General features: G+C 74.1%; 16 protein-coding genes. 9 read left to right on the top strand and 7 right to left on the bottom strand.

Annotation, left to right across the window (positions count from 1 at the left end; translation table 11 throughout):
• The first annotated feature begins 82 nt into the window (after nucleotides 1-82).
• From FHL79_RS18505 to FHL79_RS25190, 3 genes are all read left to right on the top strand, one after another.
• Entirely contained in the window at nucleotides 83-2,155 is a 2,073-nt protein-coding gene (locus FHL79_RS18505) for a hydantoinase/oxoprolinase family protein (protein WP_138760047.1), read from the top strand.
• Between the two features lie 95 nt (nucleotides 2,156-2,250).
• Nucleotides 2,251-4,074 (top strand): hydantoinase B/oxoprolinase family protein, encoded by a 1,824-nt coding sequence (locus FHL79_RS18500; protein ID WP_246080958.1) that lies wholly within the window; start codon nucleotides 2,251-2,253, stop codon nucleotides 4,072-4,074.
• A gap of 96 nt (nucleotides 4,075-4,170) precedes the next feature.
• Nucleotides 4,171-4,314 (top strand): hypothetical protein, encoded by a 144-nt coding sequence (locus FHL79_RS25190; protein WP_171058236.1) that lies wholly within the window; start codon nucleotides 4,171-4,173, stop codon nucleotides 4,312-4,314.
• A gap of 3 nt (nucleotides 4,315-4,317) precedes the next feature.
• Here the strand turns inward: FHL79_RS25190 and FHL79_RS18495 are convergent, their stop codons facing one another.
• The gene (locus tag FHL79_RS18495) at nucleotides 4,318-4,803 is read right to left on the bottom strand and encodes a DnaJ family domain-containing protein (protein ID WP_138760045.1); all 486 of its coding nucleotides are present in this window, start codon (nucleotides 4,801-4,803) and stop codon (nucleotides 4,318-4,320) included.
• A gap of 32 nt (nucleotides 4,804-4,835) precedes the next feature.
• Between FHL79_RS18495 and FHL79_RS18490 the strand changes: the two genes are divergently transcribed.
• Nucleotides 4,836-5,363, top strand: coding sequence for an NUDIX domain-containing protein (locus tag FHL79_RS18490; protein WP_138760044.1), 528 nt, complete (start codon nucleotides 4,836-4,838; stop codon nucleotides 5,361-5,363).
• A 75-nt stretch (nucleotides 5,364-5,438) separates the two neighbouring features.
• On the opposite strand, the gene FHL79_RS18485 is transcribed toward FHL79_RS18490, so the two are convergent.
• Nucleotides 5,439-6,029: an NADPH-dependent FMN reductase gene (locus FHL79_RS18485; protein WP_138760043.1), complete on the bottom strand. Its 591-nt coding sequence runs from the start codon at nucleotides 6,027-6,029 to the stop codon at nucleotides 5,439-5,441.
• 48 nt (nucleotides 6,030-6,077) lie between these two features.
• Here FHL79_RS18485 and FHL79_RS18480 point away from each other — a divergent pair, with 48 nt between their 5' ends.
• Entirely contained in the window at nucleotides 6,078-6,506 is a 429-nt protein-coding gene (locus tag FHL79_RS18480; protein WP_246080956.1) for an STAS domain-containing protein, read from the top strand.
• Between the two features lie 60 nt (nucleotides 6,507-6,566).
• Here the strand turns inward: FHL79_RS18480 and FHL79_RS18475 are convergent, their stop codons facing one another.
• Complete coding sequence (locus FHL79_RS18475) at nucleotides 6,567-7,097, bottom strand: MarR family winged helix-turn-helix transcriptional regulator (protein WP_246080954.1); 531 nt, start codon at nucleotides 7,095-7,097, stop codon at nucleotides 6,567-6,569.
• Entirely contained in the window at nucleotides 7,094-7,957 is an 864-nt protein-coding gene (locus FHL79_RS18470; RefSeq protein ID WP_138760066.1) for an SDR family oxidoreductase, read from the bottom strand. The genes FHL79_RS18475 and FHL79_RS18470 overlap by 4 nt, the downstream gene beginning before the upstream one ends.
• 51 nt (nucleotides 7,958-8,008) lie before the next feature.
• Here FHL79_RS18470 and FHL79_RS18465 point away from each other — a divergent pair, with 51 nt between their 5' ends.
• Nucleotides 8,009-8,560 (top strand): sugar O-acetyltransferase, encoded by a 552-nt coding sequence (locus FHL79_RS18465; protein WP_138760042.1) that lies wholly within the window; start codon nucleotides 8,009-8,011, stop codon nucleotides 8,558-8,560.
• Between the two features lie 7 nt (nucleotides 8,561-8,567).
• Here FHL79_RS18465 and FHL79_RS18460 read toward each other — a convergent pair whose 3' ends face one another.
• Together FHL79_RS18460 and FHL79_RS18455 are read right to left on the bottom strand one after the other, a co-directional pair.
• The gene (locus FHL79_RS18460) at nucleotides 8,568-9,494 is read right to left on the bottom strand and encodes an anti-sigma factor RsbA family regulatory protein (RefSeq protein ID WP_171058235.1); all 927 of its coding nucleotides are present in this window, start codon (nucleotides 9,492-9,494) and stop codon (nucleotides 8,568-8,570) included.
• A 178-nt stretch (nucleotides 9,495-9,672) separates the two neighbouring features.
• On the bottom strand, nucleotides 9,673-10,875 hold the full coding sequence (locus tag FHL79_RS18455; protein ID WP_138760040.1) for a DUF6986 family protein: 1,203 nt from the start codon (nucleotides 10,873-10,875) through the stop codon (nucleotides 9,673-9,675).
• Between the two features lie 49 nt (nucleotides 10,876-10,924).
• On the opposite strand from FHL79_RS18455, the gene uraD reads away from it, so the two are divergent.
• The 3 genes from uraD to pucL all read left to right on the top strand — a co-directional run bounded on the left by uraD (nucleotide 10,925) and on the right by pucL (nucleotide 12,768).
• Nucleotides 10,925-11,452: a 2-oxo-4-hydroxy-4-carboxy-5-ureidoimidazoline decarboxylase gene (uraD, locus tag FHL79_RS18450; protein WP_138760039.1), complete on the top strand. Its 528-nt coding sequence runs from the start codon at nucleotides 10,925-10,927 to the stop codon at nucleotides 11,450-11,452.
• Nucleotides 11,449-11,766: a hydroxyisourate hydrolase gene (uraH, locus tag FHL79_RS18445; RefSeq protein WP_138760038.1), complete on the top strand. Its 318-nt coding sequence runs from the start codon at nucleotides 11,449-11,451 to the stop codon at nucleotides 11,764-11,766. Before uraD ends, uraH begins: the two co-directional genes overlap by 4 nt.
• Nucleotides 11,767-11,862: 96 nt before the next feature.
• Entirely contained in the window at nucleotides 11,863-12,768 is a 906-nt protein-coding gene (gene pucL / locus FHL79_RS18440) for a factor-independent urate hydroxylase (RefSeq protein WP_138760037.1), read from the top strand.
• A 63-nt stretch (nucleotides 12,769-12,831) separates the two neighbouring features.
• On the opposite strand, the gene FHL79_RS25570 is transcribed toward pucL, so the two are convergent.
• Nucleotides 12,832-13,035, bottom strand: a 204-nt coding sequence (locus FHL79_RS25570; protein WP_218938512.1) for a hypothetical protein, incomplete at its 5' end; no start/stop codon positions are given.

Here is a 13,035-nt window from a genome sequence, read left to right as displayed (position 1 = left end):
CAGCACCCGGGCCGGCCCGGCGACACGGAGTCCACCGGCACAGCCTTCCGGTACAGGTATCTCAACGCTAAGGTTTCTGTTCATGAGCGCTCGCCGCGTCCGCATCGGGATCGACACCGGGGGCACGTTCACCGACGTCGTCGCCGTCGACGAGGAGACCGGCGAGGTGGCCACGACGAAGACGCCGTCCACCCCGGCCGACCCCGCCGACGGCTTCCTCACCGGCGTCCAGAAGGTGCTGGGCCAGCTGGGCCTGGACGGCAGCGCCGTCACCGCGGTGAGCCACGGGACGACGGTCGCCACCAACCAGCTGCTCGAGGGCAAGCTGGACCGGATCGGGTTCATCACCACCGAGGGCTACGAGTCGGTGCTGGAGATCGCCCGCCAGTCGGTGCCCGACGGGTACGGGAACAGCTACTTCTGGGTCAAGCCGCCCCGGATCGTGCCGGCCGACCTGGTGCGCACCGTCCGCGGCCGGCTGGACGTCTCCGGCGCCGAGGTCCGCCCGTTCTCCGCCGAGGACGCCGTCGCCGCCGCACGGTTCTTCGCCGACGCCGGCATCACCACCGTCGGGGTCTGCTTCCTGCACGCCTACGCGAACGACGCGCACGAGCGGGCGATGCTCGACGTGCTGCGCGCCGAGCACCCCGGCGCGGTCGTGTCGATCAGCTCCCAGGTGCTCCGCGAGTACCGCGAGTACGAGCGCTCGGTGACCACGCTGGTCGACGCGGCGGTCAAGCCCAGGGTCGGCGCCTACGTCACCAACATCCGCCGGCGGCTCGACGAGATCGCTCCCGACGTCCCGTTCTACGTGATGAAGAGCAACGGCGGCGTGCTCAGCGCGGCCGAGGTGGTGCACCAGCCGATCACCACGATGCTCTCCGGCCCGGCCGCCGGCGCCCTGGGTGCGGCGCTGATCGCCGGCACCGCCGGCTTCGACCGGGTGCTCACCTGCGACGGCGGCGGGACCTCGACCGACGTCACCGTGGTGATCGACGGCGAGCCGACGCTGACCACCGAGGGCTCGGTCGGCGACTACCCGTCCAAGATCCCGATGATCGACGTGGTCACCGTCGGTGCGGGCGGCGGCTCGATCGCCTGGCTCTCCCCGGAGGGCACGCTCAAGGTCGGGCCGAAGTCGGCCGGCGCCGACCCGGGCCCGATCTGCTACGACAACGGTGGCACGGAGCCGACCGTCACCGACGCGCACGTCGTCCTCGGCCGGATCCCCCCGCACCTGCTGGGCGGGGAGATCCCGCTGTCGGTCGACGCGGCCCGGGCCGGGCTCGAGCGGCTCGGCGGCGAGCTCGGCATGGGGGTGGAGCAGCTGGCCACCGGCATCCTGGAGATCTCCGCCTGGAACCAGGCCAACGCGCTGCGCCAGGTCACCGTCGCCCGCGGCCTGGACGTCCGCGACTTCACGCTCACCACCTTCGGCGGCTCCGGGTCGCTGCTCGCCTGCCGGCTGATGGACGTCCTCGGCCTCCCTCGCACGCTGGTGCCGCCGAACCCGGGCAACGTCAGCGCGTTCGGGCTGCTCACCGTCGACGTCCGCAACGACTACGTGCAGACCATGGTCTCCCGGCACGCGGACCTCTCCCCCGCCGCCGTGGCCGACGCGTTCGCCGCGCTGGAGACCCAGGCCGCCGCGGCGCTGGACGAGGAGGGCTTCGCCCGCGACCAGCAGCGGATGCAGCGCACCGCCGACCTGCGCTACGTGGGCCAGGCGTTCGAGGTGCGGGTCCCGGTCACCGACGGCCCGCTCGACGCCGCCGCGCTGGACGCCGTCGCCACCGCGTTCCACGCCGCGCACTCCCAGCTCTACGGCTACGACTTCGCGGCCGACCCACGCCAGCCGGTGGAGTGGGTGAACCTGCGGGTCAGCGGCATCGGGCCGATCCGCCGTCCGGACATCGTCGAGCTCAAGGGCCGGGAGGGTGGGGTGGACCGGTCCGTCACCGGCACCCGGCAGGTGTTCTTCGACGACTGGGTGGAGGCGCCGCTGCACTGGCGGCCCGACCTGGGGCCTGGCGACGTCGTCGTCGGGCCGGCGATCGTCGAGGAGTTCGGCTCGACCGTGCCCGTGCACCCCGGTTTCGTCGCCACCGTCGACCGGTTCGGCAACCTGCTGCTCACTCGGGAGGACGCACGATGACCAGCCAAGATGGCCATCTTGGCTCGACGGACGCACCGGTGCGGTCAGCACAGCGGGGCCAAGATGGCCATTTTGGCCCCTCGGGGGCCGACCCGGTGCTGGTCGAGATCGTCGCCGGCACGTTGGCGGCGATCGAGAAGGAGGTCGAGACGTCGATCGGGCGCACGTCGCGGTCGCCGATGATCCGCGATGCCCACGACTTCCGGGCCGGCATCCACGACCGGCAGCTGCGCAAGCTCACCGGCCGCTCGTACTCGGCGCTGGTGCACCCGGTCGTCCGCGACCACCCGATCGACACGATGAACCCCGGCGACGTCTTCTTCCACAACGACGTCTACCTCTCCGAGGGAGGCATCGGCCACCTGCCCGACCTGTGCGTGACGGTGCCGGTGTTCGCCTCCGGCGAGGTGGTCGCCTTCGTCCAGGCGTTCGGCCACCACGACGACATCGGCGGCGCGGTGCCCGGCTCGATGCCCTCGGCCGCCACCAGCGTGTTCGAGGAGGGCCTGATGGTCCCCCCGATCAAGCTGTGGGACCGCGGGGTCCGCAACGAGGCCGCGCTGACGATCATGACCCGCAACTCGCGGATGCCCGACTCGCTGGCCGCGGACCTGGACGCCGAGTGCTCGGCCTGCCTGGCCGGCGCGCGCCGGCTCGGCGAGCTGTTCGACCGGTACGGCGTCGCGGCGGTGGAGGCCTGCTTCGAGTCGATCCTGAGCAGCTCCACCGAGGTGTACCGGCGGGAGATCCTCTCCCAGATCCCGGACGGCTCCTACGTGTGGGAGGACTACGCCGAGCACGACGGCGTGGAGGAGCCGCAGCTGCACCGGCAGCGGATCACGCTGACCATGGACTCGACGGCCGAGGTGCCGCTGGTCATCGACTTCACCGGCACCGGTCCGCAGGCGAAGGGCCCGATCAACCACTGCGGTGACTACGCCGACGGCAACTTCCTGAAGAAGTGGCTGGCGCCGGTCCTGCGGAACCTGGCCGCAACCCCGGAGCGGATGGCCCAGCTCGACGTGAACGAGGGCGTCGTCCCGCTGATCGAGATGCGCTTCCCGGAGAAGGGCACGCTGCTCACCCCGATCTTCCCCGCACCCACCAACGCCCGGACGTTCGTCATCCTGCGGCTGCTCGGCGTGCTGGCCGGGGTGCTGGCCAAGGCGACCGGCGGCCGGATGCCCGCCGACCAGGAGACGATCCGGTACACCGGCGTCTACGGCACCGACGCCAACGGCGAGCCTTACCTCATGCGCGAGGTGCTCGGCGGCGGGTCCGGCGGCCGGTACTACGCCGACGGCGAGGACACCATCCACGTCGTCCCGGACTCGCGGAACCTGCCCACTGAGTTCACCGAGTCCCGCTTCCCGCTGCGGATCGAGCGGCTGGGCCTGGCGATGGACTCCGGCGGCCCCGGCCGGTACCGCGGCGGCTGCGGCTACGAGAAGGACATCCGGGTGCTCCGCGACGCGCACTTCATGTCCATCGCGGACCGCTCGATCCTGTCCTGCTGGGGCGTCAACGGCGGCAAGGCCGGTCGACCGTTCTCGATCACCGTCGACCCCGGCGGGCCGGACGAGCAGGAGGTCGACGCGCTGGCCGACGCCGAGCCGCTGCGCGCGGGCACCGTCGTCCGGGTGCGGACCACCGGCGGCGGTGGCTGGGGCGACCCGCTGGACCGCCCGGTCGACGAGGTCCTGCGGGACATCGCGTGGCGCAAGGTGTCGGTGGCCGGCGCCCGAGACGACTACGGCGTGGTCGTGGCCGAGGACGGCACCGTGGACGCCGAGGCGACCGAGGCGCTGCGGGCGTCGGTGCGCGCCGACCGCCCGGCGGTGGAGCCGTTCTTCGACCGCGGCCCCGGCTATGCGCTGCTCGCCGGCGGCGCGACCCACAACGAGTTCGACCTCCTGTGAGGGGGTCCCGGTGAGTCGAGCTCTGCCCCCCATGTGGGGCAGAGCTCGACTCGCCCAGGTGGCAGGCCGGCGGGAGCCCGGGCAGGGTCGGCGGACGTGACCGAGCCAGCGCACCAGGCCGAGGAACCGAACCTGCACCCCGGGCAGCACGACGAGGGCGGGACGGGCGGCATGGCCACCCGCGAACTCGCCGCCCACCACGCCGAGGAGGCGCAGAGCGAGGACGACGAGGAGGACTGAGCCTCACCCCGCGCGGCGCCGCCACCAGCCACGACGGCGCGACGGCGGGGCCACCGGCGCGGGGTCGGGCTCGGCGACGGCGACCGGCCGGGTGCGCCGCCACTGCTCGACCATCTCCTCGACGTCGGGCATCCCGACCGGGATCCAGACGCCCTCCACGGGCTGCCGGTAGTACCGGTCGACCCGCTCGTTGTGCGCCACGACGAGCGCGCGGACGGCGTCCTCGGACGTCTGCCGCGCGATGAGCGCGGGCAGCTCCTCCCGTTCCTTGCGCAGGGCCAGCCCGGTGGGCAGCATCGCCCCGACGTCGCCCTCCTCGCGCCGAGCCCACTCCAGCGCCCACTCGTAGCTGGACTTCTCCCGGTCGCGGCGGGGCAGCGGCTTGCCGGCCAGCGACAACCCGTCGAAGGCGCCGTCGTCGTGCGCGCGGCGGATCTGCTGCTCGACCCACGTCTCGAACGTCATCCCCTGCGGCTTGCGCTCCGTCATCGGTGCTCCTCCCCTCTGCGAGGCTAGGTCGCATGCGGACGACGAGCAGCCGGGAGGTGTACCGGAACCCGTGGATCCGGGTGCGGGAGGACGACGTCGTCCGCGAGGACGGGTCGACCGGTGTGTACGGGGTCGTCGAGAAGCCGCACTTCGGCCTGGTGATCCCGGTCGAGGGCGACGGGTTCTGGCTGGTCGAGCAGTTCCGGCACCCGCTGGGCCGCCGGGCGTGGGAGTTCCCGCAGGGGACCTGGACAGCCGGCGAGGGCGGGACGGCCGAGCAGCTGGGCCGCGCCGAGCTCGCCGAGGAGACCGGCCTGCGCGCCGACGGGTTCCGGCACCTCGGGCACCTGGACCTGGCGCCGGGGTTGTCCACCCAGGAGTTCGACGTCTGGCTGGCCACCGGGCTGACCCCGGGGCCCACCGCGCGGGAGGCCACCGAGGCGGACATGCGGACGGCGTTCGTCCCGGAGACCGGGTTCCGGGCCATGGTGCGCGACGGCCGCTTCACCGACGGCCCCTCGCTGGCCGCCTACAGCCTGTTGTTGTTGTCGAGGCAGTGACTCGCTCCGCGGCGCCCCCGGCCCCCTGCAGGGCCCCGCCGCGAGCCTGCGAGTGGCGGGGCAGGGGGTCCTTCATCAGGCGGCGGGGTCCTCGGCGACCTCGCGCAGCGGGCGCAGGGCGGTGGTGAGCCGCAGCAGCTCGTCCAGCATCGCCGTGCCGCCGGCGGCCAGCTGGTCGTTGGGGGCGAACCCGCCGTCCTCGGTGAGGAACTGCTGGAAGAACGGGATCGTCGCCGCCTCGACCACCGGCACCATCCGCAGCGAGGTGAGCACCGGCTTCAGCGCGGTGGCGGCCCGCAGCCCCGCGGAGACGCCGCCGTAGGAGACCAGCCCCGCGGCCTTGTCGGCCCACTCGACGTTCAGGTAGTCCAGCGCGTTCTTCAGCGACGCCGGGAACGAGTGGTTGTACTCCGGGGTCACGAACACGAAGGCGTCCGCGCGGCCGACGATCGTGCTCCAGTCCTTGGTGTGCTGGTGGCTGTAGCGCTGCAGCCGCGGGTGCTCGGGCTCGTCGAAGACCGGCAGCGCGACCTCGGCCAGGTCGACCAGCTCGACGGCGAAGCCGCCGTGCGCCTCGGCGAGCTGCTGCACCCAGCGGGCCACGGCCATGCCCTTGCGGCCGGGGCGGGTGCTGCCGACGATGACCTGCAGGACGGGCTGCGACACGGGCTGCTCCTGGAACAAGTGGTTGAGGACTTGAACATAGTCGTCAGCATGAACCCCGAGAGCACCGGGAAGGACAAGGCCATGGACGATCCGGATGCCAGCGTCGACGTCGAGGTCACCGAGCAGGACACCCACTCAGCGGAGATCACGCTGACCGGCGAGCTGACCGAGGGGGCACGGCGCCCACTGGTGCGGGCGATGACGGACCTGCTGCTCGGCGCGCCCCAGCTGCGCCGGGTCCAGCTGGACACCCGCGAGGTGACCTTCCTGAACTCCGCCGGGCTGTCCACGCTGGTGCAGGTGCAGAAGATGTGCCAGCCCCGCGGCATCGAGCTGGCGCTGGTCGTCGGGGACGACAACGTCACCCGGCCGCTGCAGCTGAGCGGGCTGTGGCACCGGTTCACCGTCATCGACCGCCGTCCGGACGCCCCCGAGGACGTGCACGAGGCCACCCACCGCTCCCGCGAGCACAGCTGACGAGAGGACCCCCTCCTCCTCACGCCTCGCAAGCTCGGCGCGAGCCTCTGGAGGGGGCCGTCAAGAGGGGTCGGGGATGCCGCCGGGGACCCGGCCCAGCGCCACCAGCCAGCGCCGCAGCAGAGCCCCCAGCTGGTCGCGCTCGTCGTCGGTCAGGCCGGCGAGCATGTCGCGCTCGGTCTCCAGGTGGTCGGGCAGGGCCGTGTCCAGCGCCGTCCGGCCGGCGTCGGTCAGCGTGACGACGACGGCCCGGCCGTCGGCGTCGCTGCGGCCCCGGGTGATCAGCCCCCTCTCCTCCAGCCGGTCCAGCCGCTGGGTGATCGCCCCGCTGGTGACCAGCGCGGTGCGCATCAGCGCGGTCGGGGTGAGCTGGTAGGGCTCCCCCGCCCGGCGCAGCGCGGCGAGGACGTCGAAGGACGGCGCGTCCAGCCCGTGCCGGGCGAAGGTGGCCCGCTGGGCGAGGAAGACCTCACGCTGCAGCTGGCTGATCCGGCCGATGACGCCCATCGGCGAGCAGTCCAGGTCCGGGCGCTCCCGGGCCCACTGCCGGAGGATCTCGTCCATCGCGTCCCCGCCGGCCCGGTCGCTCACGCCGGCGTCCGGTCGGGGTGGCCGCGCTCGCCGAGGTCCAGGTCGGCCAGGTGCTCGGCGTAGCTCCGCGGAGCGCGGCCGAGCAGGTCGGTGAGCACCCGGGGGCTGCCGGTGAACCCGTGCGCCCGATAGTGGTCGAACATGGTCCGGCGGCAGCGGGCTGCGTAGGAGGTGGGCACCTCACCGCCCGGGACGACGTCCTCGGCCCGCACCTCGCGTCCCAGCCGCTCGCCGACCAGCAGGGCGATCCGCGGGGCGGTCAGCGGCTCGGGACCGGCCGCCTCGAACGTGCCGCCGTCCAGCCCGTCCTCGGTCAGCAGCACCGCCGCGGCCTCGGCGACGTCGCGCAGGTCGACCAGCGACTGCGCCGTCCGGAGGCCCCAGGGGCTCCGCAGCACCCCGTCGGTGCCCGCCGCCGCGAGCTGGCCGTCGAGGTTGTCGGCGTAGGCGCACGGCTGCAGCACCCGCCAGGACCGCAGGCCGCTGGTGTCCAACGCCTCCTCGGCGCGGTCCTTGGCCGCGTGGTGCGGCATGACCCGCAGCTGGGGGCGCAGCACCGAGTGGTAGACCAGCCGGGGGAGCCCGGCCCGGCGGGCCTCGGCGAACAGCGCCGGCGCGCCGTCGGCCTCGTCGGGGTCGAAGTTCGGCCAGATCAGGTACAGCGCCTCGGCCCCCGCGAGGACGCCCGACCAGGCCATCGGCCGGCCCAGCTCGGCGACGACGACCTCGGCGCCGAGCGCGGTGAGCTCCGGGCGGGGTCCGCGCCGGCCGACCACCGCCCGCACGGACCGGCCACGGGCGCGCAGCGCCCGCACCACCGCCGTCCCGGTGGACCCGCCCGCCGCGGTCACCACGATCACAGGCGTCACCTTAGGGCTGAGGCACCTCCCGGCGGCCGCTACCGTGCCGGGATGGGCGAGATGAAGGACCGGATGCTGGCCGGCCAGGAGTACATGGCCGACGACCCCGACCTGCGCACCGACGGCCGCCGGGCGGCCGAGCTGACCGCCCGGTACAACGCCGAGCCGGAGCACGCCCGCCGCACGGAGCTGCTCACCGAGCTGTTCGGGTCGGTCGGGGTCAACACCACGATCCGCCCGGAGCTGCGCTGCGACTACGGCTACAACGTCACCGTCGGCGCCAACGTCTTCGTCAACTGGGGCGCGGTCTTCCTCGACGTCGGCCGGATCACCGTGGGCGACTTCGTGCAGATCGGCCCGAACTGCCAGTTCCTCACCGCCACCCACCCGCTGGACGTCGGCCGCCGTCGCGAGGGCTGGGAGGGCTCGGCGCCGATCACCCTCGCCGACGACGTCTGGCTGGGCGGTGGCGTGATCGTGCTGCCCGGCGTCACGATCGGGGCGGGCACCGTCGTCGGGGCCGGCGCGGTCGTGACCAGGGACCTGCCCGCCGGCGTCCTCGCCGTCGGCAACCCGGCCCGGGTGGTCCGGCAGCTCGGCTGAGCGAGGCTCAGCGCAGCGCGGTGACCAGCCGGACGGTCAGCCCCGCGGGACCGCGGACGAGGTCGACGTGGTCGCACAGCTTGCGGGCCAGCCAGAGGCCCATGCCGCCGCGGGAGAGGTCGTCCCCGTGGGCCGGCTGGTACCCGGCCGTGGCGTCGCGGTAGCTGGTGCCGGCGTCGGTGATCGTGCAGACCAGCCGGTCCGGGACGGCCCACAACCGGGCGGACACCGGCGGGGTGCCGTGCCGGAAGGCGTTCGCCGCGATCTCGCTGGCCGCGAGGTGGAAGTCCTCCTCGGTGTCCCGGTCCCCCGCCCGGCCGCGGAGGGCGGCACGGAGCTGGTGGCGGAACTGCGGCAGCGACGGCGCCGCGTCGATCGCGAGCACCGGCGCGGTCCGCTGGACGGGCTCCTCGGGGACGTCGAGCCCGTCGAGGTAGGCGCGCGGGTCCCGGTACCCCGGGTTGACCTCGCGGCCGTGCCCGGTGCGCAGGTGAGGGTGGGTCACGGCCGCGGCGGCCAGCGCCCCGTCCGGCACCGTCCGGCGGTCGTACAGGCAGAGGATGGAGACCGCCTGGCCGGCGTAGGCCATGTTGGTGATCGCCTCGCAGCGGCGGCGCTCGTCCCAGGCGCGCCCTCCGGGAGCGGTGACCAGGCCCAGCAGCCGGTAGCGGCGCGGGGCGCACTCGGTGGCCACCGTGCGGATCGAGCCGATGAGGTCCGGTTCGCGCCGCCACACGGCCTGTTCCGCGGCGGCGAAGGTGACCTCGGGCAGCGTGGGCGCCAGCTCGTCGACCAGCCAGCCGGGGAGCGAGGCCCGCATCAGGTCACCGCCGTCCCGGCCCTCGCCGAGGAACGCCGCGGCGGCGGTGCGGAGCTGCTCGTCCGAGTCGACGACGAGGAGGTCGTGCTCGGGGACGACCGGGCTGACGGTCACTGACGGCTCTCCTCTCCCGGGACGCGGGACCGCGACGGCTCGCCGCATTCTCAGACACCCGTCGACGGCGGGACCCACCCGGGTCCCTCAGCTGCCTCCGGACGAACGGTCGGCCTGCGCACTTGCCCTCCTGCTCACGCGTCGTGCGGGCCTGCGTCGGCGTGTCGCCGCGCCCGGGTCAGCGCCGCCGGCCGGCCAGGCCGTCGAGCGCAGCCCGGTCCAGGCCGGTCGCGGACTCGACCTCGGAGACGTCGAGGGCGCCGCAGTCCAGCCCGCGCAGCACCACGGTGGCCAGTGCGCGGGCGGTGGCCGGCTCGTCCAGCACCCCGCCCTCGACCCGGCTCACGTACGCGGTCAGCCGGGCGGCCGCGGCCGGCAGTGCGGCCCGGAAGAACGCGTAGGTCGCCACGTACCGGGTGACCAGCTGGGCGGGGTGCAGGTCCCAGCCCTGGTAGAAGCCACGCTCGAGGGCCCGGCGGACCAGCCCGGCGTGCACCCGCCAGGCGGCGTGCACCTCCGCCGTCGACCCGACCGGGAGCACGTTGGTCGACCCGTCGACGGCGCGCGCGCCGGTGCCGGCGACGGCCACCTGCATGGCCTGCTTGGCGGCGTCGGCCGCCGGGTGGTCGGAGGCCTGGTGGGCGGCGGCGATGCCCAGCGAGGCGCTGTAGTCGTAGGTGCCGTAGTGCAGCCCGGTGACCCGGCCCTCCCCGGCGTGCAGCATCCGGGCCAGGGTCGCCGTGCCGTCCGCGCCCAGCACCGCCTGCGGTGTCTCGACCTGCAGCTCCAGGTCCAGCGCGAGCCCGCTGGTCTGCTGCAGCGCGTCGAGGACCGGCAGGAACGCGGTGACCTGCTCGACGGCGGTGACCTTGGGCAGGGTGACGACGGCCCGCTCCCGGCCGGTCGCGGCCAGCCCGGTCAGGAACAGGTCCAGGCTGCGGACGCCGCGGCGCCGGGTGGGCTCCTCCAGCGACTTCGCCCGGACTCCGAGGAACGGCGGCAGCGTCGCCTCGGCGGCCAGGACGCCGGCCGCGGCCCGGACGTCGTCGTCCTCGGCCTCCGGCGACCCCCGGTAGCCGTCCTCGGCGTCGACCCGCAGGTCCTCGACGGGCTCGGCGGCCAGCTTGCGGCGCACCCGGGGCAGCACGTCGGCGACCAGGCCGGCGTCCAGACCGAGGTCGGGCAGGCCGTGCTCGTCGAGCGCGGCGAGCGCGGTCGCGCCCCAGGAGGCCACCAGCCCGGGGACGACGGCGTCGGCCGGGACGTAGCAGGTGTGCACCGGCTGCCGGGCCGGGGACTCGCCCGGGTAGGCGGCCTGCCGGGCGGCGTCCACGGGCGCCAGCTGCCGGTCGAGTGCGGCGAGGACGTGCTCGGGGACCACCGTGCCTCCGTTGTCCTGACCCGGGTCGCGAACTGGCATCCTCTCCCACGTGCCTGAGCCCGCCGTCCCCGCTGCCCTCACGCGCTTCAACTCCGAACCGGTCGAACAGGTGGAGGACGTGCTGCAGGCGATCAACGCCGCCCCGAGGTTCGCCACCGAGGTGGCGGTCGGTCGGCCGTACCCGGACGTCGACACGCTGGTGCGGCGGGTCGAGCAGGTCAGCCGCGCGCTGCCCTGGGAGGAGGTCGCGATCGCGCTGACCGCCCACCCGCGGATCGGTGACCGGGTGACCGGGTCCAGCACCGAGGCCCGCTCGTCGCGGCGGGAGCAGCACGGGATGGCCGACGCCGACGCCGAGCTGAAGGCGGCCGTGCTGGCCGGGAACCGGGCCTACGAGGAGCGCTTCCATCACGTGTTCCTGGTCCGTGCCGCGGGCCGGTCGGCCGAGGAGATGCTGGCCGAGCTGCACCGCCGGCTGGCCAACGACGTGGACGTCGAGCGGGTCGAGGTGACCGGGCAGCTGGCCGAGATCACCGCGCTGCGGGTACGCCGGCTGATGGAGAACGGGGCCCCATGAGCGTGTCGACGCACGTGCTGGACGCCGCCCTGGGCCGCCCCGCAGCCGGGATGACCGTCCAGCTGCTGGACGCCGACGGCGTCGTCGCCAGCGGCACGACCGACGCCGACGGGCGGTGCCGGCTCACCGAGGACCCGACCGCGGCCGGCCCGCACCGGCTGGTCTTCGCCACCGGCGCGTGGTCGCAGGCGCAGGGACGGGAGACCTTCTGGCCGGAGGTGATGCTGACCTTCGCCGTCCGGGAGCCCACCGAGCACCACCACGTGCCGCTGCTGCTCTCCCCGTTCGCCTACTCGACCTACCGCGGGAGCTGACCGGAGTCCCAGAGCTCGGAAGATGATGCGCTGGGACTCCCTCACGTCGGTTCCACGGGAAACATCGCAGCAACCTCGATCGGAGACAGTGCGCGCATGGCGATCGTCCTCGGGCCCAACCAGTACGGGAAGGCGGAGGTCCGCGTCGTCGCGGTCGACCGCTCCACCCCCCGCCACTCGCTGGTCGACCTCAACGTCAGCTCCGCCCTGCGGGGTGACTTCGCGGCCGCGCACACCGCCGGCGACAACGGGCACGTGCTCACGACCGACGCGCAGAAGAACACCGTCTTCGCCTTCGCTCGCGACGGGATCGGCTCGCCGGAGGAGTTCGGCATCCGGCTGGCCGACCACTTCACCGGCTCGCAGCCGTGGATCTCCGGCGCGCGGGTGGCAGTCGAGTCCTACGGCTGGGACCGGATCGCCGTCGGCGGCGCGCCGCACGACCACGCGTTCCGCCGGGCCGGCGGGGAGGTCCGGACGGCGGTGGTGACGGTCGACGGCGATGACGTGCACGTCCTCGCCGGGCTGACCGACCTGGTCGTGCTCAAGACCACCGGGTCGGAGTTCTGGGGCTTCCCGCGCGACCGGTACACGACGCTGCCTGAGACTACCGACCGGATCCTGGCCACCGCGGTGACCGCCCGCTGGCGGTACACGGGCACCGACGTCGACTGGAACGGCACCCACGACGCCGTCCGGACGACGTTGCTGGAGACCTTCGCCGGCACCCACTCCCTCGCGCTGCAGCAGACGCTGTTCGCGATGGGCGAGGCGGTGCTCGAGCAGCACCGCGAGGTCGCCGAGGTCCGGTTCTCGATGCCGAACAAGCACCACTTCCTGCAGGACCTCTCTGCCTTCGGGCTGGACAACGCCCTGGACGGGCCGGGTGCGGTGGTCTACCACGCCGACGACCGGCCGTACGGGCTGATCGAGGGGACGGTGCTCCGGGACGACGTCCCCGCCGCTCCGGCCGCCTGGCTGGGCACGCCCGGGTTCTGCTGACGCTCCTCCGCGCGGGCGGCCGCCCCCACCCCGGTGACCCGCGGGCGGTCGGACCGGGATGACTCAGCCGCGCGAACACCGACCGAGGGCCAGCAGCACAACGCCTGCGGCGAGCAGCGCCAGGCTCAGCCCGGCCCACAGTCCGACGCTGTCACCGGTCGAGGCGAGCGCCGCCGGATCTCGCACCATGGAGGCCACGGAGGACACCGGGAGCGCGGGCGGGGACACCGGGAGCGCGGGCGGGGCCGTCGGGAGCGCGGGCGGGGC

Source organism: Modestobacter altitudinis (assembly GCF_005930475.1).
Classification (GTDB): domain Bacteria; phylum Actinomycetota; class Actinomycetes; order Mycobacteriales; family Geodermatophilaceae; genus Modestobacter; species Modestobacter altitudinis.
The sequence above is the reverse complement of the archived record's forward strand: the minus strand, read 5'-3'. Positions and strand labels throughout refer to the sequence as shown.